Source organism: Pseudomonas sp. Choline-02u-1 (genome assembly GCF_002836515.1).
Lineage (GTDB): Bacteria > Pseudomonadota > Gammaproteobacteria > Pseudomonadales > Pseudomonadaceae > Aquipseudomonas.
Window position 1 is genome coordinate 284,578 of the sequence record NZ_PJBC01000060.1, and the last position, 26,279, is coordinate 310,856.

General features: G+C 62.0%; 19 protein-coding genes. 6 read left to right on the forward strand and 13 right to left on the reverse strand.

Annotated features, from left to right (window positions below; all coding sequences use genetic code 11):
- Nucleotides 1–5: 5 nt before the first annotated feature.
- The gene (locus CXF97_RS17575) at nucleotides 6–1,619 is read left to right on the forward strand and encodes a mechanosensitive ion channel family protein (RefSeq protein WP_101159584.1); all 1,614 of its coding nucleotides are present in this window, start codon (nucleotides 6–8) and stop codon (nucleotides 1,617–1,619) included.
- 3 nt (nucleotides 1,620–1,622) lie between these two features.
- Here CXF97_RS17575 and CXF97_RS17580 read toward each other — a convergent pair whose 3' ends face one another.
- The 6 genes from CXF97_RS17580 to CXF97_RS17605 all read right to left on the reverse strand — a co-directional run bounded on the left by CXF97_RS17580 (nucleotide 1,623) and on the right by CXF97_RS17605 (nucleotide 10,823).
- Nucleotides 1,623–2,900 (reverse strand): OmpP1/FadL family transporter, encoded by a 1,278-nt coding sequence (locus CXF97_RS17580; RefSeq protein WP_101159585.1) that lies wholly within the window; start codon nucleotides 2,898–2,900, stop codon nucleotides 1,623–1,625.
- A gap of 86 nt (nucleotides 2,901–2,986) precedes the next feature.
- Nucleotides 2,987–4,489 carry a glycine betaine/L-proline transporter ProP gene (gene proP / locus CXF97_RS17585; RefSeq protein WP_024013032.1) on the reverse strand — a complete coding sequence of 501 codons (1,503 nt, stop codon included), beginning with the start codon at nucleotides 4,487–4,489 and terminating at the stop codon, nucleotides 2,987–2,989.
- 331 nt (nucleotides 4,490–4,820) lie between these two features.
- Nucleotides 4,821–6,119 carry a carbohydrate porin gene (locus tag CXF97_RS17590; RefSeq protein ID WP_101159586.1) on the reverse strand — a complete coding sequence of 433 codons (1,299 nt, stop codon included), beginning with the start codon at nucleotides 6,117–6,119 and terminating at the stop codon, nucleotides 4,821–4,823.
- A gap of 97 nt (nucleotides 6,120–6,216) precedes the next feature.
- On the reverse strand, nucleotides 6,217–8,622 hold the full coding sequence (locus CXF97_RS17595; protein ID WP_101159587.1) for a glucose/quinate/shikimate family membrane-bound PQQ-dependent dehydrogenase: 2,406 nt from the start codon (nucleotides 8,620–8,622) through the stop codon (nucleotides 6,217–6,219).
- Nucleotides 8,623–8,962: 340 nt separating this feature from the next.
- The gene (locus tag CXF97_RS17600; protein ID WP_101159588.1) at nucleotides 8,963–9,979 is read right to left on the reverse strand and encodes an NADP-dependent oxidoreductase; all 1,017 of its coding nucleotides are present in this window, start codon (nucleotides 9,977–9,979) and stop codon (nucleotides 8,963–8,965) included.
- 55 nt (nucleotides 9,980–10,034) lie between these two features.
- The gene (locus tag CXF97_RS17605) at nucleotides 10,035–10,823 is read right to left on the reverse strand and encodes an SDR family oxidoreductase (RefSeq protein WP_101159589.1); all 789 of its coding nucleotides are present in this window, start codon (nucleotides 10,821–10,823) and stop codon (nucleotides 10,035–10,037) included.
- Nucleotides 10,824–10,961: 138 nt separating this feature from the next.
- On the opposite strand from CXF97_RS17605, the gene CXF97_RS17610 reads away from it, so the two are divergent.
- On the forward strand, nucleotides 10,962–11,564 hold the full coding sequence (locus CXF97_RS17610; RefSeq protein ID WP_101159590.1) for a TetR/AcrR family transcriptional regulator: 603 nt from the start codon (nucleotides 10,962–10,964) through the stop codon (nucleotides 11,562–11,564).
- 94 nt (nucleotides 11,565–11,658) lie between these two features.
- Here CXF97_RS17610 and CXF97_RS17615 read toward each other — a convergent pair whose 3' ends face one another.
- The 4 genes from CXF97_RS17615 to CXF97_RS17630 form a co-directional block, all read right to left on the reverse strand.
- A complete protein-coding gene (locus tag CXF97_RS17615; protein WP_101159591.1) occupies nucleotides 11,659–12,771 on the reverse strand; it encodes an alkene reductase in 1,113 nt (370 codons plus the stop codon).
- A gap of 171 nt (nucleotides 12,772–12,942) precedes the next feature.
- Nucleotides 12,943–15,177, reverse strand: coding sequence for a molybdopterin cofactor-binding domain-containing protein (locus tag CXF97_RS17620; protein WP_101159592.1), 2,235 nt, complete (start codon nucleotides 15,175–15,177; stop codon nucleotides 12,943–12,945).
- Complete coding sequence (locus CXF97_RS17625; RefSeq protein ID WP_101159593.1) at nucleotides 15,174–15,647, reverse strand: (2Fe-2S)-binding protein; 474 nt, start codon at nucleotides 15,645–15,647, stop codon at nucleotides 15,174–15,176. The genes CXF97_RS17620 and CXF97_RS17625 overlap by 4 nt, the downstream gene beginning before the upstream one ends.
- Nucleotides 15,644–16,924: a cytochrome c gene (locus CXF97_RS17630; RefSeq protein WP_101159594.1), complete on the reverse strand. Its 1,281-nt coding sequence runs from the start codon at nucleotides 16,922–16,924 to the stop codon at nucleotides 15,644–15,646. Before CXF97_RS17630 ends, CXF97_RS17625 begins: the two co-directional genes overlap by 4 nt.
- 286 nt (nucleotides 16,925–17,210) lie before the next feature.
- On the opposite strand from CXF97_RS17630, the gene CXF97_RS17635 reads away from it, so the two are divergent.
- The 3 genes from CXF97_RS17635 (at nucleotide 17,211) to CXF97_RS17650 (ending at nucleotide 21,332) form a co-directional block, all read left to right on the forward strand.
- Complete coding sequence (locus CXF97_RS17635; RefSeq protein WP_101159595.1) at nucleotides 17,211–18,413, forward strand: MFS transporter; 1,203 nt, start codon at nucleotides 17,211–17,213, stop codon at nucleotides 18,411–18,413.
- Nucleotides 18,414–18,784: 371 nt separating this feature from the next.
- The gene (locus tag CXF97_RS17645; RefSeq protein ID WP_101159597.1) at nucleotides 18,785–19,699 is read left to right on the forward strand and encodes a LysR family transcriptional regulator; all 915 of its coding nucleotides are present in this window, start codon (nucleotides 18,785–18,787) and stop codon (nucleotides 19,697–19,699) included.
- Nucleotides 19,700–19,829: 130 nt separating this feature from the next.
- Complete coding sequence (locus CXF97_RS17650; RefSeq protein WP_101159598.1) at nucleotides 19,830–21,332, forward strand: sensor domain-containing diguanylate cyclase; 1,503 nt, start codon at nucleotides 19,830–19,832, stop codon at nucleotides 21,330–21,332.
- Between the two features lie 6 nt (nucleotides 21,333–21,338).
- Here CXF97_RS17650 and CXF97_RS17655 read toward each other — a convergent pair whose 3' ends face one another.
- The 3 genes from CXF97_RS17655 to CXF97_RS17670 form a co-directional block, all read right to left on the reverse strand.
- On the reverse strand, nucleotides 21,339–22,877 hold the full coding sequence (locus tag CXF97_RS17655; RefSeq protein WP_101159599.1) for a cryptochrome/photolyase family protein: 1,539 nt from the start codon (nucleotides 22,875–22,877) through the stop codon (nucleotides 21,339–21,341).
- Between the two features lie 590 nt (nucleotides 22,878–23,467).
- On the reverse strand, nucleotides 23,468–24,589 hold the full coding sequence (locus CXF97_RS17665) for an alkene reductase (RefSeq protein WP_101159601.1): 1,122 nt from the start codon (nucleotides 24,587–24,589) through the stop codon (nucleotides 23,468–23,470).
- A 102-nt stretch (nucleotides 24,590–24,691) separates the two neighbouring features.
- Nucleotides 24,692–25,369 (reverse strand): type 1 glutamine amidotransferase domain-containing protein, encoded by a 678-nt coding sequence (locus CXF97_RS17670; RefSeq protein ID WP_101159602.1) that lies wholly within the window; start codon nucleotides 25,367–25,369, stop codon nucleotides 24,692–24,694.
- Between the two features lie 211 nt (nucleotides 25,370–25,580).
- Here CXF97_RS17670 and CXF97_RS17675 point away from each other — a divergent pair, with 211 nt between their 5' ends.
- Entirely contained in the window at nucleotides 25,581–26,165 is a 585-nt protein-coding gene (locus CXF97_RS17675) for a TetR/AcrR family transcriptional regulator (RefSeq protein ID WP_101159603.1), read from the forward strand.
- The last annotated feature ends 114 nt before the right edge of the window (nucleotides 26,166–26,279 follow it).

The window sequence follows — 26,279 nt, forward strand, 5'->3', positions numbered from 1 at the left end:
GGCGCATGCGTAACGGGCTGATGGTGCTGGCGATGATGCTGGCTGCAACACTGTGGTCCGGGCTCGGCCAGGCACTGGAAGACACCACGACAGCAAAGGACGAAGCGGTAGAACTGAAGGTGGCCAACCGCAGCATCATGCTGTTTCGCGCGACCATCCTCGGCGAGGCGCCGGCCTCACGGGTCAAGCGGGCGAAGCGGGTGATCAGTGAAGCGCTGGAGGAAGACCCGGGACTGAAGATCAGCACGGATTCGATCCAGAACAGTTACATGGTGCTCATCGGCAATACCCGGGCGTTTATCGTTGCGCCCAAGGATGTCGACAGCCTGGCCTATTCCTCGGTGCAGGAAGCCGCCGAAGGCGCAGCGGAAAAACTGCGTCAGGTGGTCAACGAAACCCGTGAAGCGCGTAACGTGCAGATGATTGTGCGTTCGCTGGCGCTGGCGGCGGTGGCCACGCTGATCTACCTGGCGCTGCTCTGGTGCCTGTCATGGCTGCGCCACAAGCTGTTGGCGAAACTGCCGGCGCTGATGGATCGCCACACCCAGGCGCTGAAGGTCGGGCGGGTGCAACTGATCGATTCGAACTTCCTCTACCCGTTGGTCAGCCGCTGTCTGCTGTTCCTGCGTTGGTTGTTGATTCTACTGCTGACCTACGAATGGCTCGGCTTTGTGCTGTCACGCTTCCCGTATACGCGGCCATGGGGCGAAAGCCTTAACAATTATCTGGTGGAACTGGCCGGTTATCTGTTGCAGGGCATCGTCGACGCGATACCGGGCCTGGGCGTGGCGCTGGCGATTTTCTTTATTGCCCGCGGCGTGACCGCATTTACCCGACGCATTTTGCGTCGGATGGCCGCGCCGGGGACGTTCAGCTGGCTCAACCATGAAACCCTGCAGCCGACGCAACGCCTGACAGCCCTGGCAGTCTGGCTGTTTGCTCTGGCGATGGCTTATCCCTATTTGCCCGGCGCCGGTACCGATGCGTTCAAAGGCCTGTCGGTGCTGATCGGCCTGATGATTTCCCTTGGCGCCACCAGCGTCGTCGGGCAAGCGGCGGCCGGGTTGATCCTGACCTATACACGAACCTTGCGCCCCGGCGAGTTTGTCAGAATCGGCGAGTACGAAGGCACTGTTACCGAGCTGGGCATGTTCACCACGCGCATTCGCACCGGTCTCGGTGAAGTGCTGACGCTGCCAAATTCATTGATCACCGGCACCGTGACCAAGAACTACTCGCGCACCGTGCAAGGTCCGGGCTACGTGGTCGACACGGTGGTGACCATCGGCTACGACACCCCATGGCGGCAGGTCGAAGCGATGCTGCTGGAGGCGGCCAAACGCACTCCGGGCGTAATCGAAGATCCGCCGGCGCAGGTATTCCAGACCGCACTGTCGGACTTCTATCCCGAGTATCGACTGGTGGCCCAGGCCATCCCCAGCCAGCCGCGACCGCGTGCGGTGCTGTTGAGCATGCTCCATGCCAATATTCAGGACGTGTTCAATGAATACGGCGTGCAGATCATGTCGCCGCATTACCTGGGCGATCCGCAGCAGGAAAAACGCGTGCCGCCGGAGCAGTGGTACACCGCGCCGGCGCAGGCACCGAAGCAGCAGTGATCCCTAGAACCGCCAGACCATACCGCCGCCCAGCACGTGCAGGGCGGCGTTTTTATATTCGCCGGAGACCGAGCCGCCAGAGCGCGCTTTGGTCTGTTGCACGTCCATGTCGCCGAGGTAGATCAGCGTGTAGCTCATGTGCACATCGACATCGTCCTGCAATGCATAGCTGACCCCGGTCGCCAGCCGCCACGCTTCGTTCATCGGGTTGTCGACGGTGCGATCCTTGTCATCCACCGCCGAGGAGTCGTAACCCAGGCCGACGTTCCAGCGCAGTTTCGGGTTGATCTGATGCTGCGCGCCGATCGAGGCATGCCAGGTGTCCTTGTATTGGCGCTGCGCAGTTCTTGAGGTCGAGCCCAGGCCAGTGTCGACTTCCACGCCGACCTTGCCGAAATCGCTCCAATCCTGCCAGCCGAGGCTGCCGAGCAGCGTCCATTGCGGATCGAGCTGGTAGGACACGCTGGTGGTGACGGTCTGCGGCACGTTCATGTCGACGTTCAGCTGATCGGCGTCGAGACGGTTGAGCGCCAGACGCAGCAGCGGATTGGTGATTTTCTTCAGCTCGGGTTTGTCTTCGAATTTGAGCTTGATCTTGCTGGTCCAGGCCAGCCCGAGTTTTGTGCGTTCGTTGAGGTTGTAGAGCACGCCGACGTTGGCACCCGTGCCCCAGTCGGTGTCCTTGTAGCGCAACTGACCATCTTCGGCGTTGCCCAGACCGAGCACGTTATTGTTGACGGCCACTTCGGTGCGGAAGTAGCCAAGCATGAAGCGCGGGCCGAGGCCGACGGACAGGTCGTCGGTGATCTTGTAGGCATAGGTGGGCTGGAATGACACGCCGATAATGGCCGACTCCTGAGCGAAATAGCGCCCGGCCCAGTCATCGTCGTAGTCCAGCGCCAGTCCGAAATTGCCGTACATGCCGAAGCCGATCGAGGAGCGATCATCGAGCTGGTGGCTGATGAAGAAGCTGGAGCCGGGCAGGTACTTCAAGGCGTTGCCGCCTTCGTTGCCGCCGAAGGTATTGGCATTGTCTCGGGAGAAACTGATATCGCCGAGAATCAACTGCGCATTGAAGTTGATCTGGGTGCCGGCCAGTTGGCTGATGCCCGCCGGGTTGGTCATCAGAATGCTCGGATCACTGGCCATGACCGCGGAACCGGCGTTGGCCAGGCCGCTGCCTTCGTGGCCGGCTTCGTAAATCATGATGCCGCCGGCTTCGGCCTGGAGGCTGGCGAAGAGCAATCCGCCAGCGACCGAACTTTTCATCAGCTTGAACATGTGAACTCCTTGAATGGCATGCGATCCGGTTTCAAGGCTAGCTCAAGCTCGGCGCTGCGTCGGACAGATTGCCGACGCCGTACCGTTCAATCGATGCGCGGATGCTGGAGCGCCAGTTCCTTGCGCTTGGCTTCCAGCGCGGCGATTTCGGCATCGATGTCTTCGATTTTCTGCTCGATGTTGTCGTGGTGTTCCTGCAGCAGTTCCTTGGCCTCTTCGAGGTCGGAAGCCGCTGGGGCGGCGCCGCGCAGGGGTTTGTTGGCGGTTTCCTTCATGGTCACACCGGTGACCAGGCCGACTACCGCGATAACCATCAGGTAATACGCAGGCATGTACAGGTCGTTGGTGCTTTCCACCAGCCAGGCCACGGCAGTCGGGGTCAGGCCGGCGATCAACACCGAAACGTTGAAGGCACTGGCCAGCGCGCTGTAGCGGATGTGCGTGGGAAACATCGCCGGCAGGGTCGAGGCCATCACACCAATGAAGAAATTGAGCAGCACCGCGAGGATCAGCAGGCCGGAGAAGATCAGGCCGATGCTGCCGCTGTTGATCAGCATGAACGCCGGAATGGCGAAGATGAACAGGCCAATGCTGCCGACGACGATGAAGGGCTTGCGGCCGATTTTGTCGCTGATGAAACCGATCAGCGGCTGCACGAAGAGCATGCCGACCATGATCGCGATGATGATCAGCACACCGTGGTTTTCGCTGTAGTGCAGGTTGTGCGTCAGGTAGCTCGGCATGTAGGTGAGCAGCATGTAATAGGTGACGTTGGTCGCCGCGACCACGCCGATGCAGGTCATCAGGCTGCGCCAGTGTTTGGTCGCAACTTCCTTGAACGAGACTTTCGGGCCACCGGCAAGGCCTTCACGGTCGCCTTGTTCGAGTTTTTCCACGTGCTGCTGGAACGCCGGGGTCTCTTCCAGCGCGTGGCGCAGATACAGGCCGATCATGCCCAGTGGCAGGGCGAGGAAGAACGGTATCCGCCAGCCCCATTCTTCGAAGCGCTGTTCTCCAAGAATGGTCGAAATCAGCACCACGACCCCGGCGCCGAAGACGAACCCGGCGATCGAGCCGAAGTCCAGCCAACTGCCAAGGAACCCGCGTTTACGGTCAGGCGCGTATTCCGCGACGAAAATCGAAGCGCCGGTGTACTCGCCACCGACCGAGAAGCCCTGAGCCATTTTCGCCAGCAACAGCAGGATCGGCGCCCAGATGCCGATCGAGGCATAGGACGGAATCAGGCCGATGGCAAAGGTGCTCAGGGACATGATGACGATGGTCGCGGCGAGGACTTTCTGCCGTCCGTATTTGTCGCCCAGCGCACCAAAAAACAGCCCGCCCAGCGGACGAATCAGGAATGGCACGGAGAAGGTCGCGAGCGCGGCGATCATTTGCACGCCGGGATCGGCGCCTGGGAAGAAGACCTTGCCGAGCACATAGGCGACAAAGCCGTAGACGCCAAAGTCGAACCACTCCATGGCGTTGCCCAGTGCGGCGGCGGTGATCGCCTTGCGCATCTTGGCGTCGTCAACAATGGTGATGTCTTTCAAACCGATCGGTTTGACGGTGTTCTTGCGTGATTTCATTGCGATGTTCCCGCTCGCTGATCCAGATACCGCTGCGATGCCATCTCCATGATGGCGCCGGCTGTTCTGGCTCAGATACATGCGGACACGAAATAATTCACCGATCGCTGGAATTAATTTCGACATATGTGCTGCATGGCCTCGAACCCTCTGGGAGTGGGGTTGTACACCAAGGCGGTGGCGCATTCAGCATTGCAGTGCCTGATCTGGCGCTTTCGCGAGCAAGCCCGCTCCCACAGGGGTTTTGTAAGTTGCCTGGGTATTGCGTACGCCGCCAAGCAGTGTGGGAGGGGGCTTGCTCACGAAGGCGGCGGCGCATCCAACATAAGGTTTACAGCGCAGCTTTCACCTGCAAGCCCACCACCAGCGCATTGTCGATGTGCTGCCCGGAAAACGCCCCGGGTTCAATGATGTATTGCAGGTTCGGGCGCAGGGTCAGCCATGGGCTGGCCTGGTAGCCGTAGCCCAATTCAATCAGTTGCTCGGCGCTGTCGAGATTCGGGAACGCAGCACCTTTGGCCATTGCGTCGTCCTGTTGCACATCACGGCTGCGCGGGTTCGGCACGGCGCGGCCATAGCCTAGGGCTACGGTGTCATGCGGGCGGCCTTCGAACGGTTTGTACAAAACCACGCCGGTGCCGTACCACTTGCTGAACGGCGAGGCGGCTTTACTGGCCGCCGAATACTGGCCGAACGCATGCAGACTGCGGCCTTCGGAGGTCGGCGAGCGCCACACCGCCTGATCGATCAGCAAATAATGCCCGCCACGCCCGGACACCTCGTCGTCGCTGCCAATGCGTTTCACGTCTGAGCTGTCGTAGTAATAGCCGACCTTGTACTCGCCCGGCAGATCGCCGGCGTGTTTGTACACCAACTCGATCGGCACAACGGTACCGGTGGTGTGTTTCGGCCCCAAATGCCAGGCGCGACTCGAATTGCCATTGCTTTGCGGGTCGACGTTGAACGCCGCCACACGCAGTTGCCAGGAAGAGGACAGGTCATATTTGACCCGCACGCCCAAATGCGCGTTCGGGTAGTTTGCCCAGCCGCTGCCACCAGACATGTTCAGCGGGTGACCGCAGAAACCGGCGTTCATGAAGTTGCACAGAATGCCGCTGTCGAGGCCGCCGAGGTCGTTGCCCATGGCCATGTAGCCGAGCTTCACGTTCAGCGCCGGGGTGAACAGGCTGCGCTCGTAACTCAGTTCGGTCAGACGCGTGTACAGGCCGCCGTAGTTTTCCTGAATCGGCAAACGGTTGCCGACCAGATCTTCCGAGGCGCTGTTGCCGCGTCGGTCGTTGACGGTCAGTTGGATCTTTCCGGCATCGTCGACCCCATAAAGTCTGCTCAGATCGAACTGCACGCCGAGCTTGATGTTCTGCGAATAACGCGCCGAGCGGTGCAGGCCGCCGTCGGCGTTGTAAGCGGTTTCGCCGCTGTAATCGCCGGTGAACTTGATGCCGTCTTCATCGAGTTGATGGCGCAGGCCGCCCCAGTCACCGGTCAAGGTGCTGCGGGTCAGCAGATCGGAATCGCTGGCGGCCAGCGCGGGGAGGGCAGTGGCGCAGCTCAGGCCCAGCAACAGGCCAGTGGAAAGCTTGGTACGAGAAAAGCGAACAGCCGATGACATGTGAATCCTTCCTGCTGAAATCTTTAACGCAATAAAACGGCGACGCGGTGCTTTGGGGCACCGCGCGCTGGGGGGAGGTTGGTTGTGCGGCAGAGAGTTACGGCAGGGCGTAAGCCATCACGTAATCGCCACGATCGGTCGACTGGCGTGCGCCGCCAGCGGTGACGACGATGTACTGCTTGCCGGTTTTCGGCGAAACGTAGGTCATTGGGCCGCCCTGGCTGCCGACCGGCAGACGGGCTTTCCAGACTTCTTCACCGTTGCCGCTGTTGAAGGCGCGCAGGTAGAAGTCCTGAGTGCCGGCAATGAAGATCAGGCCACCCTGGGTCGACAGGGTGCCGCCGAGGGTTGGCAGGCCGATCTTGATCGGCAGGTGCATGCGGATGCCCAGGGGGCCGGTGTCTTCAACGGTGCCGACCGGAACCTGCCACGCGACTTTCTGGGTCTTCATGTCGATCGCGGTCAGGGTGCCGAACGGCGGCGCCTGGCACGGAATGCCGGCCACCGAGAGGAAGCGGTTCTTGTTCACTGCGTACGGCGTGCCTTTGAGCGGAACTGCGCCCATGCCGGTGTTCAGCGCTTCGCCACCGCCAGCGGCCTGGCCTTTGTTCTGCGACGGGATCATCTGGATCCACAGACCCAGGCGCATGTCGTTGACGAAGATGAAACCGTGCACCGGGTCAGTGGAGATGCTGCCCCAGTTCATACCACCCAGCGAACCGGGAAAGCTCAGCGATTTGTCGGTGCCCGGCGCGGTGTACAGACCGTCGTAGCGCATGCTCTTGAAGTCGATGCGGCAGAGCAACTGGTCATACGGCGTGGCGCCCCACATGTCCGATTCAGTCAGGTGCTGCGCGCCGATCTGCGGCATGCCCACGGATTTCGGCTGAGTCGGCGAGTACGGCTCGTTCGGGATGTTCGCGGCTTTCACCGGTACTTCCTTGACCTCGGTCAGCGGCTTGCCGGTGGCGCGGTCGAGCACGTAGATCTGCCCGGCCTTGGTGCCGATGACCAGCGCCGGAATACTCTGGCCGTCCTTGTCGAAATCGATCAGGCTCGGCTGCATCGGCAGGTCGAAGTCCCACAGATCGTTGTGCACGGTCTGGAACACCCAGCGTTCTTCACCGGTGCTGGCGTCCAGCGCAAGAATCGAGGCGCCGTACTTGTGGTCCAGTTCGCTGCGCTCGACACCATAGATGTCAGTGGACGAGCTGCCCATCGGCAGGAACACCGTGTTGGTCGCCGCGTCGTAAGACATCGGCGCCCAGCTGTTCGGCGTGCTGCGCACGTAGGTGCTGCCGTCGGCCGGCGCGTTGCGGTCCTGCGGGTTGCCCGGGTCGAACGCCCAGCGCATGGCGCCGGTGATCACGTCAAAACCACGGATCACGCCGCCCGGCATGTCGCTTTGCACGTTATCGGCAACGCGACCGCCGACCACAACCGTAGTGCCGGCCATCAATGGCGCGGACGACAACTGATAGTAGCTGTCCGGGACGTCACCCAGACCGGCTTTCAGATCGACCTGGCCGTTGTTGCCGAAACCCTGGCAGAACTCGCCGGTGTCGGCATCGACCGCGATCAGGCGGGCATCGATGGTGTTGGTCAGCAGACGACGCTGGCAGTTGGCGGCCGGCTCAGGTTTGGATTCGATGATCGGCGAATTCGCTGGCTGCGCGATGGCAGCGGTGCGATCGAAATACGCCATGCCACGACACCGCTGCCAGACTTTCGACTGGGCGTTGATCTGGTTCTTCCAGATTTCCTTGCCGGTGTCAGCGTCCAGTGCGATCAGGTTGTTGTGCGGGGTGCAGATGAACACCTTGTTGCCGACCTGCAGCGGGGTGAGCTGGTCTTCAGCGCCATTGCCATCGCTTTCGGCGACGTCACCGGTGTGGTAAGTCCACGCGACTTTCAATTTGTCGACGTTGTTGCGGTTGATCTGATCGAGCGCGGCGAAGCGGCTGCCACCTTCGGTGTTGCCGTAGTGCGCCCAGTCTTTTTGCGCCTTGGCCGGTTCGACCGGGGTCAGGCCCGGACCGGTACCAGTGGCGGCAACCGTTGGATGGGCGACGAACATGTTGCCGGCCGCAACGGCCACACCGACCGCCAGCACCGCGGCAACGGCGTACGCGCCACGACCCGCCAAGCGGCCATTGGCGCGCGCCAGCAGCGGGTAGACCAGAGCGACGACCATACCGATGGCGCTGAACATGAACAGCCGCGAGAACACCGGCCAGAACACCAGCCCGGCGTCAGCCACGGCCCAGATCGCCGTGGCCACTAGAAACGCGGCGAACAGCCAGGCGCCTGCAGTTTTCTTCAGTGCGATCAGCACGCCGGAAACGGTCATCGCCAGACCGCCGATCAGGAAGTACCAGGAACCGCCCAGACTGACTAGCTTCACACCGCCGACGGCGAGCGCCAGACCGAGCAGGGCGATGATCACGCCAAGGCCGACCAGAATGAACGTTGAAACGCCTGAGACGCGTTGACTGTGGTTCACATTGAAAGTCCCGTTTGAATAAAGCGCGGGATTATAACGGTAACTAACCATTCAGTTAACCGCAGTTTTGCCATGAAACCCGGCACTTCTGTGAATCAAGCGTGGTGCAGGTTGAGGAAAACGCAAGTCGAGAGGCTTCTCCCCAAGGTTCAACAGGAGGAGCGTGTTGGGCGTGAAATTGCAGCGCGCATGCTCAGATACCGCAGTGAATTCAAACCTCACCTCAGCCTTCTCCCCGAGGAAAGCGAGCTGATTTGCTGCCTATGGTCACCTCGGTATTGCAGAGTCGGATTCACCCGACCAAACAACTCGGTCAGTTTGTTCCTCCTGTGGCAGAAGGCTAGGGTGAGGGGCTTTGGGGATCCATCGTGATGGCGACCTTGCCCTTGGCCCGGCCTTGTTCAACGTAGTGCAGCGCATCAACTATCTGATCGAACGGGAAGGTGCGGTCGATCACCGGTTTGATCACCCCCGCCTCGATCAGCGCGGTGATTTTCTGCAACTGGTTGCCATTGGCACGCATAAAGACAAACGAATAACCCACCCCGTGTTTGCCCGCTTTGCGGCGAATCCCGCTGCTGAGCAGACGCATGGCCAGCCCAAGCAGCCAGGACAGACCCTGCTCCCGAGCGAACTGCGCCGTCGGCGGGCCGGACAGGGAAATCAGCTGGCCACCCGGTTTCAGCACCTTCAGCGATTGTTTCAGCACATCGCCGTCGAGGCTGTTGAGCACCACATCGTAGTCGCGTAGGTCGTTGGCAAAATCCTGCTGCTTGTAATCGATCACTTCGTCAGCGCCCAGCGCCTTGACCCACTCGACATTTGCCGTGCTGGTGGTGGTCGCAACGAAAGCGCCAAGGTGTTTGGCCAGTTGAATGGCGGCCGTGCCAACGCCACCGGAGCCGGCGTGAATCAGTACTTTCTGGCCCTTCTTCAACTTGGCGACGTCGACCAGTGCTTGCCACGCCGTCAACGCCACCAGCGGCATGCCCGCTGCCTCGGTCATATCGAGATTGACGGGTTTCCAAGCGACCGCTGTCTCATCGACGGCGATGCGTTCGGCAAACGTGCCGCTCCTGATTTCAGGTGCACGCGCATAAACCTTATCGCCCGGCTTGAAACGCTTGACCGCCGCACCGGTGCTGAGCACCACACCAGCGACATCGTTGCCCAATATCAACGGCATTTGATAGGGCAGGATTATCTTGAATTCACCGCTGCGAATCTTCAGATCCAGCGGGTTGACGCTGCTGGCATGCACTTGGATCAGCACATCACTGGCGCCGACCAGCGGCTCTGGGACGTCGCCAATGCGGCCGTTCTGCTTGCCGTAGCGCTCGATGAAAAATGCCTTCATTGCAGATGCTCTCGTTGTAAGGAACCCGCCGCAATTGCGGCGGGTTCGGTTGAGGTCAGGATTGCGTCAGATAACGCTGCGCCACTGCCGACTGGCGGATCTGCCCCAACAGGCCCTGCCGCGCGGTTTGCAGGGCATCCCAGCGTTCGCCTTCGTGCAGCGGCGGAATGGTCACGACTTCGCGACGATCAAAACCGACCAGCGCGGCGTCGACCATGTCGCCGACTTCCATGATGTCGGTGAGGGTGTTGATGTCGATTCCGGCACGGTCCCAGATCTCCGTGCGGGTGGCGGCGGGCAACACGGCTTGCACGTACACGCCCTGTGGCGACAATTCCAGGCTCAGGCCCTGGGAGAGGAACAGCACGAACGCTTTGGTCGCGCCATAAACGGACATGCCGAACTCCGGCGCCAGGCCCACCACTGAGCCGATATTGATGATCGCGCCGTCGCCAGCCTTTGCCAGACGCGGGGCGACGGCACTGGCCAGCCGCACCAGCGCCGTGGTGTTGAGCGCGACCAATTGCGCCACGCTGTCGGTGCTCTGTTCGATGAACGTGCCGGACTGCGCGGCGCCGGCATTGTTGACGAGGATGCCGATGCGCGCGTCGTCACGCAGACGCGCTTCGACGGTCTGCAGATCGCCGAGGCGGGTCAGGTCAGCCTGCAGCACCTCAACGTTGACGTTGTGTTCAGCGCGCAAAGCGGCGGCGAGGGTGTCCAAGCGCGTCTGATCCCGGGCGACCAGCACCAGATCGTGCCCACGTTGGGCAAAACGTGCGGCATACACCGCGCCGATGCCAGTGGAGGCACCGGTGATCAGAACAGTAGGGCGAGTAGTCATGGTGTTGGCTCTTTTCAGGGGAAGACTGTTTTCGGGCTTTTAGGATGATGACCGAAATCTAAGCTGTCAACGGTTTTGATTATGCCCAACATCTATGTATCATCGGCGCATGATTTTTCAGCGCTGGAGGTATCCAACATGCGCGTATCCAAGGCTCAGGCTCAGGCCAATCGCGAGCACATTGTCGAAACGGCTTCCATGATGTTCCGCGAACGCGGTTACGACGGGGTTGGCGTGGCTGACCTGATGGCGGCCGCCGGTTTTACTCACGGTGGTTTCTACAAACACTTCGGCTCCAAGGCCGACTTGATGGCCGAAGCATCGGCCAACAGCCTGGCGCAGTCGCTGGCCGGCGCTGAAGCAATGAGCGTGCAGGATTTCATCGACGTGTACGTCTCGCGTGACCATCGCGACGGCCGGTCTACCGGTTGCACCATGGCGGCGTTGTGTGGCGATGCGGCGCGGCAGTCAGGGGATTTGAGGGCGGCGTTCGCCGAGGGCATCGAGCGCATGTTGCAGACGCTTGGCGAGAAATACCCGAGCGCAGCAGATGCACCAGAAGGTGAGGGCAGAACCCGAATGATCGATTTGCTCGCCCGTGCGGTCGGGGCAATCATGCTCTCGCGGGCCTGCCCGGATGACTCGGCACTGGCCGATGAGATTCTGACGGTGTGTCACGCCTCGATGACGGCGTCGTTGCCAGTCATCAAGGCGCCGGAAGATAAGCCGCAACACAGCTGAAGCAAAAGCCGCTCAGCCTGACCCCCTCTCGGAGGAAGAGGGCTGGGCGGGCGGCGTTGCCAAAGCCGTACGCCAGCGCCTTGCGTGAAGACACTCAGGCATGGAACGGGTAATCGACGTACCCGCGCTGATCGCCGCCGAAGAAACTGCTCGGATCCGGCGTGTTCAGCTCAAGCCCATCATGCAAGCGACGCGGCAGGTCCGGGTTGGCCAGGAATGGCCGGCCAAAGGCAATGATGTCGGCGCGATTGGCCTTTAGCGCCTGTTCGGCAGACTCGGCGTCGTAACCGCCAGCGAGGATCAACACGCCGTTCCAGGCCTGCCGCAGTTGGGCGATGATTGCGTCCCAGCGCGGGTCGAAATTCTCGTCCTTGACCGTGCCGACCATGGCCGGCTCGACCAGGTGCAGGTACGCCAGATTCCACTGGTTGAGCGCTTCGACCAGATAACCGAAGGTCGCCTCGGGCGTGTCATCACCCATGCCCATGAAACGGCCCATCGGCGTCAGGCGCACGCCGACGCGTTCGGCGCCGACTTCCTCGGCAACGGCGGCAACCACTTCGAGCAGAAAGCGCGCACGGTTCTCCACGCTGCCACCATAAGCATCATCGCGCTGGTTGCTGTTGCTGTTGAGAAACTGGTCGAGCAGATAACCGTTGCCGGCATGGATTTCCACGCCGTCCATGCCCGCGTTCAACGCGTTGCGCGCGGCGCGGCGATAGTCTTCAACGATGTCGGCAATTTCTGCGGTTCCGAGGGCGCGTGGTACCGGCACATCACCCCACACGCCGTTGCCGTGTTCATCGACGATAAAGGTCTTGCCCGGCACTGGCAGCGCGCTCGGGGCTACCGGCAGACCGGCGTCAGGCTGGAAACTGGGGTGCGAAACCCGGCCAACATGCCACAGCTGCATGAACACAAGACCTTTGGCCTCGTGCACCGCCGTGCTCACTTCACGCCAGGCCTGGACTTGCGCATCGGTGTAGATCCCCGGCGTCCACGCATAGCCCTGGCCTTGCCGAGAAATTTGCGTGGCCTCGGTGACGATCAGCGCGGCACTGGCACGTTGGCGGTAGTACTCGGCGTTCATCGCAGTCGGTACGTCGCCCGGTTGGCCGGCGCGTGAGCGGGTCAGGGGCGCCATCGCCACGCGATGGGCAAGGGTGTAAGGGCCGAGGGCGATGGGTTGGAACAGGCGACGGGTCATGGGTAGCTCCGGATGTCGATAAGTGGGGTTCAAGCGCGGCCGCCAGGTGCCGCGCGCCGTGCAGGTAACTTAACCGGGGGTGGCGGGGCTGATAATCCGTGGCCGGCGCTACGCAGTGTTGCGCGGCACGCAACGGCGCCCGCGCTCATCGGGCATGAGCGCGGGCGGGGTTCAGGCAGGTTGGCTGGAACGGGTCAGCGGCAGGTTCAGCCAGCGCCGGCCCGTGGCATTGCTGACCGCGTTGCCGAGCGCGGCAGCCATTGGCCCCTGAACGATTTCAGCGGCACCGAGGAAGGGTTCGCCCGGTTGGTCGAGCAAGTGCACATCGACTTTTTTCGGCAATTGCGTAAACCGCAAAATCGGATAACCGCTCCAGTCGTAGCTGCGAATACCACCAGCGTCGTAGGCAACTTTTTCATAGAGCGTCCAGCTCGTCGACTGGACGATGCCGCCCTCGACCTGATTTCGCAGACCATCGGGGCTGACGATCTGGCCGACGTCGACCGCTGTCACCACATGATCGACACGGATCTCGCCGGTCTGCGGATGCACTCGCAATTTCACCGCGAGGGCGCAGTAACCCATGATGTTTTTGTAGCGGGCGAAGGCAAAACCGATTCCCGCGCCTGGCTCACTGCTCTTGTGTGGCCAGCCGATTTCGTCACGCACGCGCTCGATCACGGCACGAGCACGCGGATCGCTGAGATGAGCCAGCCGCAACGCCACCGGATTGAGCCCGGCCTTGATCGCCAACTCATCAATACCCGCCTCAATGGCGAAGATATTGATGTGCGCACCGAGCGAGCGCATGGCCGAGGTGCGAAAGGGCATGGTGGTAACGAAGTTCATGGTGATTCGCGTCGCGCTCACCTCGTACAGCGGCACCGCGTTGCGATCACCATCACCTTCGGGCTGGGCGATCGGCACCGATGGCGCCGAGGCGAAGGGGTTGGCTAACAGGCGCGCGGGCAGCAGGCGTCCGGCGTTGACGATGCGCTCGTTGTGCGGCGTGGTCCACAGCTCGTAATTCCAGTCCTGCAAACGGCCCTGACTGAGGCCGGCATCGACTTCGGTGACCATCGCCGAACTATACGGCTCCCAGAGATTTTCCTGCTCGCGCATCCATTGCACGCGCACCGGCGTGCCCGGCAGGCGCATGGCGATCAGCGCGGCATCGGCGGCGGCATCATCGGCGCCGTTGTGGCCATAACAGCCCGACCCCTCGGTATGAATGCAGCGCACACGCTCCGGCGGCAGACGCAGCATTTCGGCGATGCCGGCGCGCAATGGATAGACGCCCTGGGTGTGGGTCCACACCGTGAGCACACCATCGTTGAACCAAGCCACCGCACAGGACGGGCCGATCGAACCGTGCATCAGATATTGCTTGGTGACCCGCGCCTTGAAGCGCGTTTCAGCCGCGCCGCCAGGATTGCCGTTGTTGCTGATCGGATAGCGCTTGGACGGCAGGTGCTTGAGCAAATCGTGGATGGTGGCGGCTTCGGGAATCGCCTCGCCACTGCTCCACTTGGCACTTTCAATGCCGGTGCGCATGGCTTTGATCGCTTGCCATTCATCTCGCGCGACCACCGCGAGATAGTTGCCGTCGCGGATTACCTTGACCACACCGTTCAACGCTTCAATGGACGCCGCATCGAAGGCCTGTAAAGCGCAGCCGGGACGCGGCGGGCGAATCACCCGCGCATGCAGCATGCCCGGCAAGCGCATATCCTGCACGAATGCCGCGCCGCCGCTGACCTTGGCCGGAATGTCGAGGCGCGGCAGGTTGTGCCCGATCAGTTTGAAGTCGGCCGCCGCCATCGCCGGTGATTGCGCCTTCGCGTATTGGTGCACGTCGACATGTTTGACTGCATCGGCGTAAGCCATGCGCTGCCCGCCCGGGCCTTCGATCACGCCATCGCGGGTGCTCAGTTGCGCAGCATCGACTTGCCAATTGCGCGCGGCGGCCTCGACGAGCATTTCGCGTACCTGCGCGGCCGCGTTGTACAGGGCGGTGCCGCTGTCGAAAATGCTGTGGCTGCCGGCGGTGTAGCCTTCGTTGGGCGTCAATGCTGTGTCGGCGGTGAGCAAGTTGATCGCGCTGGCCGGCACCTGTAAACGCTCGGCGGCGATTTGCAGCAACGCGGTTTTCACTCCGGTGCCCAGCTCGACCTTGCCGGTGTACACGGTGATGCCGTCGGTGCCGATGCGAATCCACGCGTCCAGAAAAGGGTTGGTGCGCAGGCTACCGGGCAGGTCCGGCGCCAACACCACAGTACCGAGGGTGTCGACTTCGGTGTCGGCCAACACACGCCGCGCTACCGGCATCAGCGTGAAGGCCATGAGCAACGCACCGCCGCGCAGGAAGGCCCGGCGGCTGGGGTTCAAGCCGTTTGCTTCGCTCATGTCAGGCTCCCGTTGTGCCCGGCCACCTGTTTGATCGCTTCGATGATGCGCAAATGCGTACCGCAACGGCACAGATTGCCGGCCATGTATTCGCGGATGGTTTGTTCGTCCGGGTGCGGATCACGTTCGAGCAACGACTGTGCGCGCATCAGCATGCCGGCGATGCAATAACCGCATTGCGCGGCCTGCTTGTCGATGAACGCCGTTTGCAGCGGGCCGGGTTTCTCCGCGCTGCCGAGGCTTTCCACGGTGCGGATCTTTTTGCCTTCAAGGCCGGCGCACGGCGTCAGGCAGGCGAACACCGGCTGGTCGTCGACGATTACCGTGCACGCGCCGCACTGGCCCAGGCCGCAGCCGTATTTAGCGCCGTTGAGGTTCAAGTGATTGCGCAGCGCGTACAGCAGTGGCATGTCCGGTTCCAGCTCCAGCGGCTGGGCGGCACCATTGACGGTGAGAGTGATCTGGCTCATTTCGTCTCCTGACGTAACGCTTCGATAGTGGAAGAGAGATCGGCCCAGGGCTGCTCGGGTCGGGCTTGCTCACGCAGGTACGCCGCAAGTGCGCCGAGCTGCGCGTTGTCGAGGCTGGCGGCAAACGGCGGCATCACCGGGCCGGGCGCGCCGGGAATGGCGGGCACGCCTTCGAGCACGGTCTTGAGAAAATTGCGCGGGCTGGCCGCTTGCAGCACCGAGGTGCTGTGCAGGCCTGGGCGGCCGTCGATTTCGCGCATCGGCGCGGCGGCTGCGTGACATCCGGCGCAGGCGCTGCTGAAGAGCAGGGCGCCGGTGCTGTGATCCGCTGGACTGCCGGGCTGTTTTTGCGGGGTGGTTTCGCTCACCGCCTGCAGGTTTTGCAGGCTCAGCAGGTATTCGGCAATTGACTCGGCTTCGCTGGCCGGCAAACGCGCCAGGCTCAGACTGACCGGGCGCATCGGCCCGGCGGGGGTGCCGTGGCCATCTACCACGTCGGCGCGAAGATAGCCGACCAATTGCTCGCGATTCCACGGATTGGCGCGTTGTCCGAGGCCAACCAGCGCCGGCGCTTCCCAGCCATCAACGCTGCCGCCCTGCAGATACTCCGAGGATTTTTCCGCGCCGATCAGGTTCAGCGGCGAATGACAGCCGGCGCAGTGACCCGGGCCGTCGACCAGATAGCGTCCGCGATTCCACGCGGCGCTGTGTTCTGCCAGCGGCGTGAGCGGCTCGCCATGCAGAAACAGCAGGTTCCAGAACGACACCAGCGGGCGGATGTTCATCGGGAAATTCATCTGGTTCCGCCTGGCGGGGGCGTGTACGGCGGGGCCGTTCATCAAATACGCGTAGGCATCGGCGATGTCTTCTGCGCTCATGCGCCGGTAGTGCACGTAAGGAAACGCCGGGTAAAGAAAGTGGCCATCGCGGGCTACGCCCTCGCGCATCGCCCGTTCGAAGGCCGGTAATGACCATTCGCCGATACCGGTCTGCGCATCCGGGGTGATGTTGGTGCTGTATAGCGTGCCGAACGGCGTCACCAGCGGCAGCCCACCGGCCAGGTATTCGCCGCCGGGACGGGTATGGCAGACCGCGCAATCACCGGCCTCGACCACCCGTGCGCCGCGTTGCAACTGCGCAGTATCGAATGACGTCGGGCGTTTGATCGGCGCGATCGCCGGGCGCCACATCAGCGCGACGGCGATGATCAGGCCGATCACCGCGAGCACGGCGACGCTGATCCACAAGGTTCTGGATTTGAGCAGATGGCTGTTCATGGTCGGCAGAACATCGCGGCGGGCAGTGGCAGGACGAGTGCAGTGCGGGTCATGGAAACGCTCCTTGTAGCAGCCGGGGAAGGGCGCCGATGCGGACGTCTGCGCCAGGAGCCAAAGCGTAGAGAAGACGCTTGCTGCGGAGAATCATCGGCCCGCGCAACAGCGCGTTGCGTCACAAGCAACGTTGCGCTCGGCGCATCAGTGCGTTGCCAGCAGCACGGATTCTCGTCGCCGCTGGCTGACCGTAGCCTTGGCAGCACATTCCCGAACTCAACGAGGTGTCACCATGCTTACGGGCAATCCTGCCGTTGCGGCCCCGGCCGAACAGCCTGCTTCACTCTCTGGCCTGATGGTCGCGTTTTTGGCGTTCTGCTGCGGCGCGGTCGTGGCCAACCTGTATTACGCGCAGCCCATCGTCGAACTGATCGCGCCGCAGATCGGCCTGTCCAGCGCCAATGCGAGCCTGATCGTGTCGCTGACGCAGTTCGGTTACGCGCTGGGCTTGTTGCTGCTGGTGCCGCTGGCCGACCTGATGGAGAACCGTCGTCTGGTGGTCGGTTTCACCGTCGCTGCGAGCGTGACGCTGCTGTGCGCTGGGCTGACTCATTCGCCGTCGCTGTTTCTGCTCTTGTCACTGCTGATCGGCCTGACGTCGGTGGCGGTGCAGATCCTCGTGCCGCTGGCCGCGCATCTGGCGCCGGAAGCCAGCCGGGGCCGCGTTGTCGGCAACATCATGAGCGGCCTGCTCTTGGGGATTCTGCTGTCGCGGCCGCTGTCGAGTCTGTTGGTCGAAGTGTTCGGCTGGCGCGGGGTGTTTTACAGCGCAGCGGCGCTGATGGCGGTGATCGCGTTGATTACCGCTGTGGCATTGCCGCGCCGCGTGCCGACGCACAAGGCCACTTACGTCGCGTTGATCGGTTCGGTGTTTGCCCTGGCCCGACGCTTTGCGGTGTTGCGTCAGCGGTCGCTGTACCAAGGCTTGCTGTTCGCCAGTTTCAGCCTGTTCTGGACGCTCGCGCCGATTGAGCTGATGCGTCATCACGGCTTCAGCCAGGCGCAAGTGGCGATCTTTGCGCTGGTCGGTGCGGTGGGTGCGATTGCCGCGCCGATTGCCGGGCGCCTGGCCGATGCCGGGCACGGTCGCCGCGGTACTTTGGTTGCGTTGCTGCTGGCGCCGTTGTCGCTGCTGATCGCCGCGCTGCCGGGCAGTGGTTACGTGTGGCTGGTGGTGTGTGCGGTGCTGCTGGATTTTGCCGTGCAACTGAACATGGTCCTCGGCCAACGCGAAGTCTACGCCCTCGACCCGCATAGCCGGGCCCGCCTGAATGCGGTGTACATGACCAGCATCTTCGTCGGCGGCGCTCTCGGCTCACTGGTCGCCAGCCCGCTCTACGAACACTTCGGCTGGAACCTCTCGGCCGTTGCCGTGGCGGTGTTGCCGGCACTGGCGCTGGCGTTGTTCCTCGGTCGCAAGGCTGATCAGAGCTGAATTTCTGGCCCACCACAAAATCAATGTGGGAGAGGGGCTTGCTCTCGAAAGCGGTGGGTCAGCAGCGCATGTTTCGACTGATGGAACGCTTTCGCGAGCAAGCCCGCTCCCACAGGACTTCCGGTACACCGCACAATCGCCGACCGCCTACATAACCAGTGTGGGAGGGGGCTTGCTCCCGAAGGCGTTGGGTCAGCTTGCACATGCATTGACTGACCCCACGCTTTCGCGAGCAAGCCCGCTCCCACAAAGTGAGGCACTTCGAGATGGAATTGTTTTCCGCACCCGGCGCCCTCAAGCACGACGATACAAGACGTGTGGCGGACGCTGATGCACAATCAGCGGCGTTCCCTCACCACCGGACCCCGCTTATGGACAAGTTGCTGGCCTTGAAGATGTTTGTTGAAACCGTGCGCTGCGGGGGCTATTCCTCGGCGGCGCGCAAGCTCGGGATTTCGACGTCTTCGGTGACCCGGCAAGTGGCCGGGCTGGAAAACGAGTTGGGCGCCAGCCTGCTCAATCGCACCACGCGCAACACCAGTGTCACCGTCGCAGGCCAAACCTATTTCGAAAAAGCCGTGGCGATTCTCGATGCCATCGACGAAGCCGATGCGGTGGTCGCTGATCGTGGCAGTGATGCCCAGGGTCGCTTGCGCATCAGCGTGCCGGTGGAGTTTGGCCGGCGGCTGATCGCGCCGCACCTGAGCCGCTTGCTCGAGCGCCATCCGGGGCTGGAGATCAGCCTGTCGTTGAGCGATCAGGTCAGCGATTTGCTCAGCGAGCAGATCGACGTTTCAGTGCGGCTCGGCTCGACGGTAGTCAGCGAGGACATCGTCAGCAAACGCGTCGGCCACTTTCAGCGCTGGATCGTCGCCAGCCCGGATTATCTGGCGCGCAGCGGCGTGCTGGAGCATCCACGAGACCTGCTTGAGCACCAATGCCTGCGTTTCGATTACGGCGGCAGCCATCACCACTGGACCTTCCAGGGTGACGAAGAGCCGATTCAGCTCAACGTTCAGGGGCGCCTGCAAAGCAACAACGCCGACATCCTTCGCGAAGCCGCGATCGGTGGCGGCGGGGTGACGCTGCTGGCCGACTGGCTGGTGCGCGACGATGTCGCCGCCGGGCGCCTGACGCGCTTGCTCGAGCACTACGAGGTCAACCCCGGCAGCGCCAGCAGTTGCATCAACGCGCTGTACTTGCCCAATCACCGCGGCTCGAGCCGGATCAACGTGTTCATCGATTTCCTCGTGGAAATTCTCAAACCCGCCGCACCCGCCGCTTAGCGCTGCACACACTGTTGCTGCGGCCGCTTGAGACTGCTTGTATGCTTGCGCCCCGGAACACATGGCCGCCGTGAGTGCCGACGTTCGAATGATGGCTGGAATGGACACCGGACTTCCCTAAGGTACTGACGTGAAGCGTGATACTCGCCTTGTAATGCTCCTGCTGCTGGTGATCGGCTGTTCCCTGACTTCGCTGACAATCTGGAAAGTCTGGTCTTCGCGTGAACGCGCGCTGGCGGAAGTCGACGTGCATGGTTTGAACCTGACCCAGGCGCTCAACACCTACACCGAAGGCATCGTCCGGCAAAGCTCGCTGCTGTTGCTCGGGCTGGTCGAGCGTCTGGAAGCCGAGGGCGATGGCCCGACGCAGATTCAGCGCATCAAAGCCCTGATCGACAGCCAGCAGTCATTAATGCCGCAGCTCAGCGGTATCACCATTTATGACCGGCAAGGGCATTGGCTGATGTCCTCCAACCGACCCATTCCAGCCGGTGCGAACAGCAGCGACCGCACCTATTTCAGGCACCACCGTGAAGACCCGAGCCGCGAGTCGTTCATTGGGCCGCCGATCCAGAGCCGTTCCAATCACGAGTGGGTGGTGACCATCAGCCGGCGTTTCAACGACGCCGATGGCCAGTTCGCCGGGGTGGTGTCAGTGACGCTGGGAGTTGAAAACTTTCTTCGCGTATTCGGCAAGCTTGACGTTGGCCAGGACGGCGCGATCGGTCTGTCGTACACCGACGGCACGCTGCTGGTGCGTTACCCGTTCCGCGAGCAGGACATGGGCCGCAACTTCTCCAAGTCGCCGATCTACGCCAAATACCTGATCGACCGCTCGGTCGGCACCGCCTCGTACACCTCCAGCCTCGACGGCGTCGAGCGCTTGTACGCCTTCCGCAAAAGCGAAACCTTGCCGCTGATCACCACCGTAGCTTTAGGCAAGGACGAAGCGCTCGCGGCGTGGCGTATCGAAGCGGCGTTGTCGGCGGTGGTGGTAGTCGGGCTGCTGGGGCTGACAGGGCTGATCGGCTGGTTCCTGATCCTTGATATCCGCCGCCGCACCGAGGCAGAGGAAGCGTTGCGCGATGCACAGCAGCAATTGCTCGCGTCCAATCGCCAACTGGAATTGCTGGCGATGAAGGACGCGCTGACCGGTCTGGCCAACCGCCGCTGCTTTGATGAAACCCTGGCAGTGGAAGCCCGGCGGGCGCAGCGTGACGGGAGCTCGCTGGCCCTGCTGATGATTGATATCGACCACTTCAAATTGTTCAACGATGCCTTGGGTCACGTCGCCGGCGATGTCTGTCTGCAAGCGGTCAGCAAGATTCTTGAAAGCTGCGTGCGGCGTCCGTCTGATCTGGTCGCACGCTACGGCGGCGAGGAAATGGCGGTGATCATGCCCGCCACCGACAGCGCCGGTGCGACGGTGGTAGCGCAACTGGTGCTCAAGCGGTTGCAACAGGCGAACATTGTCCATCCGGGCAGCCCGTTCGGTCGGGTCACGGTAAGTATTGGTATGGCAGTGGCAATGGGCGCGCAGCTGGATTCGCTGTCGGCGTTGATCGAGGACGCCGATCAGGCGCTGTATCGCGCAAAAGCGGCGGGGCGCAACGCTATGGCCGGACAGGCCTGAGGCGCACTAGAAAGCTTCGCCATTATCCAGTTTCGCCAAGAGCATCTGCCCGCGGTGCCACAGTGCATCCTGTTTGGCCAGCGGCATGCGATCGAGATTTTTGTACATCATGCCCATGCGCTGATTGCCACGCAGTACGTCGCCGTGACGCATGAGGAAATGCCAGTACAGCGCATTGAACGGGCAGGCGTTCTCGGTGCTGGTTTCCTTGACCTTGTACGCGCAATCGCCGCAGTAATTCGACATCCGATTGATGTACTGGCCGCTGGCGCAGTAAGGCTTGGAGCCGAGATAACCGCCGTCGGCGTGCATGACCATGCCCAGGGTGTTGGGTAATTCGACCCAGTCAAAGGCGTCCATGTAAATCGCCAGATACCACTCGCAGATTTGCTTGGGCGCAATCCCGGCGAGCAAGGCGAAGTTGCCAGTGACCATCAGCCGCTGGATGTGGTGCGCGTAGGCATGTTGCAGGCTTTGGCCGATGGCCTGGCGCATGCAGTTCATCTGCGTGTCACCGGTCCAGTAGAACTCCGGCAACACGCGCGAATTGCCGAACACATTGCCCTCGGCGTAGTCCGGCATCTTCAGCCAGTACACACCGCGTACGTATTCACGCCAGCCGATCAATTGTCGAATGAAGCCTTCGGCCGCGTTGAGGGCGATGCTGCCCGCCCAGTAAGCGGCCTCGACATCGCTGCATAGCTGGCGCAGATCGAGCAGGCCGATGTTCAGCGCCGCGCTGATCCGCGCGTGAAACAGGAACGGTTCATCACTGGCCATGGCGTCCTGGTAATCACCGAAGCCGGCCAGCGCATAGTCGAGAAAGTATTGCCACAGGGCCTGTGCGTCGGCGTGGGTCACCGGGTAGTTGAAGTCATCCAGCGTGCCGTAATGGCTGGCGAAGCGCTCGCCGACCAACGCCAGCACCTCTTGGGTGATTGCGTCATTGGTGAAACGTGCCGGGTAGGGCGGTTTGGCGTGTTTGGGCAGGGCCTTGCGATTCTCCGCATCGAAATTCCACGCACCGCCGACCGGCGTGCCGTCGCCATTGAGCAGCAGCCGACTCTTGCGCCGCATCTCGCGGTAGAAAAACTCCATGCGCAGCTGTTTCTTGCCGCTGGCCCAATTGGAGAACTCTTCGCGGGAGCAGAGGAAACGGCGGTCTGAATGCCAATGCACAGGCAAACCTGAATCCTTGATCGACTGTTCGAGGCGCCAGTCGCCGCATTCGGTGACGTGGATTTCTTCGGCGCCGGTGAGGGTTTGCCAGCGCTGTAATTCCGCCGGGACTGTGCCGCTGTTGTCCGGGTCGTCAAGGGTGACGTATTGGACGCGGTAGCCCTGGCTGCGCAACGCCTCGACAAAGTGACGCATGGCGCTGAAGATCAGGGCGATTTTTTGCGGATGATGGGCGACGTGGGTCGCTTCCTCCATGACCTCGACCATCAGCAGCAGGTCATGCTGGGGATCGAGGTGCTGCAGGGAGGCCAGGTCGAAAGACAGCTGGTCGCCGAGGATCAGGAGCAAACGGTGGGCAGCGTTCATTTGGGAGATCCGTTAGGGGCCTCCAATAGTTATACAAATATATAGTCATGTACAGGTTTGGGGCAGTAATGGAGTTCACATCCGGGAGGGGCTTGCTCGCGACGGCGTTGGCTCAGCTTGCACCTGCATTGACTGACCCGACGCATTCGCGAGCAAGCCCGCTCCCACAGGGATTACGGGCACACCGCGTGATCGCCGGCCCAGCACAAAACCAGTGTGGGAGGGGCTTGCCCCCAACGGCGTTGGGTCAGCTTGCACCTGCATTGACTGACCCGACGCATTCGCGAGCAAGCCCGCTCCCACAGGGATTACGGGCACACCGCGTAATCGCTGGCCCAGCACAAAACCAGTGTGGGAGGGGGCTTGCTCCCGAAGGCGTTGGCTCAGCCTGCACATTTGTTGGCTGATCCAACGCATTCGCGAGCAAGCCCGCTCCCACAGGGATTACGGGCACACCGCGTGATCGCCGGCCCAGCACAAAACCAGTGTGGGAGGGGGCTTGCTCCCGAAGGCGTTGGCTCAGCCTGCACATTTGTTGGCTGATCCAACGCTTTCGCGAGCAGCTCCCTCAGGGAGGGTGTGTTGGTTTGTCAGGCTGGGTACGTCGGGTAATCGATATAACCCTCGGCACCGCCGCCATACACCGTCGCCGGATTCAACTGATTCAACGGCCAGTCATTGGCAATCCGCGCCGGCAGGTCCGGGTTGGCCATGAACGGTCGGCCAAACGCAACGAGATCGGCCAGCCCCGACTCAAGCAATTGCGCGCCGGTTTTGGCGGTGTAGCGGCCGGCATAAATGATCGCGCCGCTGAAGGTTTCACGTACGGCCTGGCGAAAGGTCTGCGGCATCGCTGGCGCGTTGTCCCAGTCGGCTTCGGCGATCGACAGGTAGGCGATGCCGACGTCTTCAAGAATCTTGATCGCCGCAATGTAAGTTGTGTGCGGATCTTCCTCGACCAGGCCCAGATACGTCCGCGCTTCATCGGTGGTAGTGAACAACGGCGCGAAACGCACACCGACCTTGTCCTTACCGATGCATTCGGCAACACCGGCCACCACTTCGCGCAAAAAGCGCAAGCGATTATCCAGCGAGCCGCCGTATTGGTCGGTGCGCAGGTTGCTGTGGGCGGAGATGAACTGGTTGACCAGATAACCGTTGGCGCAATGCAGTTCGATGCCGTCGAAACCCGCATCCATCGCGTTGCGCGCGGCCTGGATGTACAGCTGAATCAGTTCCTGCACTTCATCGGTGCTCAACGCCCGCGGAGCCGATGGCGGCACCAGTTCACCGACACCGGGCGCGGTTTCGATGAACACGCTGACGCGGTCCGTCGCCACCGCAGAGGCCGACACCGGCGCGTCTCCGTTGGGCTGCAACGCCGTGTGCGAGACCCGACCGACATGCCAGAGCTGGGCGAAGATCACCCCATCCACGGCGTGCACCGCCTCGGTGACTTTGCGCCAACCGGCGATCTGCTCCGGCGTGTGAATGCCCGGCGTCCACGCATAACCCTGACCACGCGGTTCGATCTGCGTGCCTTCGGTGACCAGCAAACCGGCACCGGCGCGCTGCTGGTAATACTCGGCCATCAATTCGTTGGCGACATTGCCCGGTTGCGTGCTGCGCTGGCGGGTGAGAGGTGGCAGGACGATACGGTTTTTCAGGGTGTGTGTGCCCAATTTGGCAGGCGTGAAGAAAGCGTTGTTCATGAAGTAAGCCTTGAGTCTGATTAGACCAGTCGACTAGTGACTGGACAAAAAAACAACGCCGGGCTGTACGCACGCGGCGTTGATCGGGGTGGAGCGACGGGTTCAGCCGAGCATCTTCAACAATTTGTCGGCAACGGCGGCGGAACTGGCCGGGTTCTGGCCAGTGACCAGTTGCCCATCTGCCACTACATGCACCTGCCAGTCGGCGACTTTCGAATAGCGCCCGCCCAGACGCTGGAATTCGTCTTCGATGAGGAACGGCACCACGTCAGTCAGGCCGACCGCGGCTTCTTCGGCGTTGGTAAAACCGGTGACGTCACGACCCTTGACGATTGGCTGGCCGTCAGCGCGCACCACATGGCGCAACACGCCCGGTGCGTGGCAGACAAAACCGTGCGGCTTGTTGGCGCGGTCGAAGGCTTCGATCAGTGCGATCGAGGCCTTGTCTTCGGCCAGATCCCACAGCGGGCCGTGGCCACCTGGGTAGAACACTGCGTCGAAATCTTCGGCCTTCACATCTGCCAAACGACCCGTGCTGGCCAATGCTTTTTGAGCCGCCGGATCAGCGCGGAAGCGATCGGTTTCGGCAGTCTGCGCGCTTGGCTCATCGCTTTTCGGATCGAGCGGCGGCTGGCCGCCGGCAGGCGATACCAGCGTGACGTCGGCGCCAGCGTCCTTGAAGGCAAAGTAGGGCGCGGCGAACTCTTCCAGCCAGAAACCGGTTTTCTTGCCGGTGTTGCCGAGTTGATCGTGGGAAGTCAGAACCATCAAGATTTTCATAGAGCACCCTTGGGTTGGTCTGGCATCGGCAGGAGCGAGGGATTCGCTTGTTGTCGGTGCCGCATGAATTTGTGTGTCGGGGCGCAGCATAGTTTCCAATTAGACCAGTCGTCTAGTAATTTTTTCAGAAAATGTTTTTGCCCGTCGGTTATGGCAAACTCCCGATCCTGAAAAGTATACGACTGGTCTATTGTCTGGAATTTTGCGCACCATGAAGCCGACCTTTGACGACACCCGCCAACACTTGCTCGACACCGGCCACCGGATGATGGCCGAGAAAGGCTTCACCAGCGTCGGCCTCAACGAGATCCTGCAGACCGCCGGCGTGCCTAAGGGCTCGTTCTATCACTACTTCAAATCCAAGGAGTTGTACGGCCAGGCGCTACTCGAGGATTACTTCGTCGACTACCTCGCCGACATGGAGCGGCGCCTGACGCTGCCCGGGCTGAGCGCCTTCGAGCGGCTGATGGATTACTGGCAGGGCTGGCAGAACCGCTGCACCCTGGAAGGCCACGGCGACGAATGCCTGGTGGTGAAACTCAGCGCTGAAGTCGCCGATCTGTCCGAATCGATGCGCCTGACCCTGCGCGACGGCGCCGAACGCATCGTCGCGCGCATCACCGAATGCATCGAACAGGGGCAGATCGACAAAAGCCTGCCCCAGGGCGATGCGCGCAAGTTGGCGGAGACGCTGTATCAGCTCTGGCTCGGCGCCAGTTTGCTGAACAAATTGCAGCGCACCGGTCAGTCGCTGGAAACCTCCATGGCCATGACCCGGCAGTTGTTGCGAGTCTGAGCGTGCCGGGGGGTGGGTCCTTAAGCTTGAAGGCGGAGCCACCGGCCTCTTCGTGAGCAAGCCCGCTCCCACAGGTTTTCGCGGCGGGTGCAAAACCCCGGCAACACACAAAAC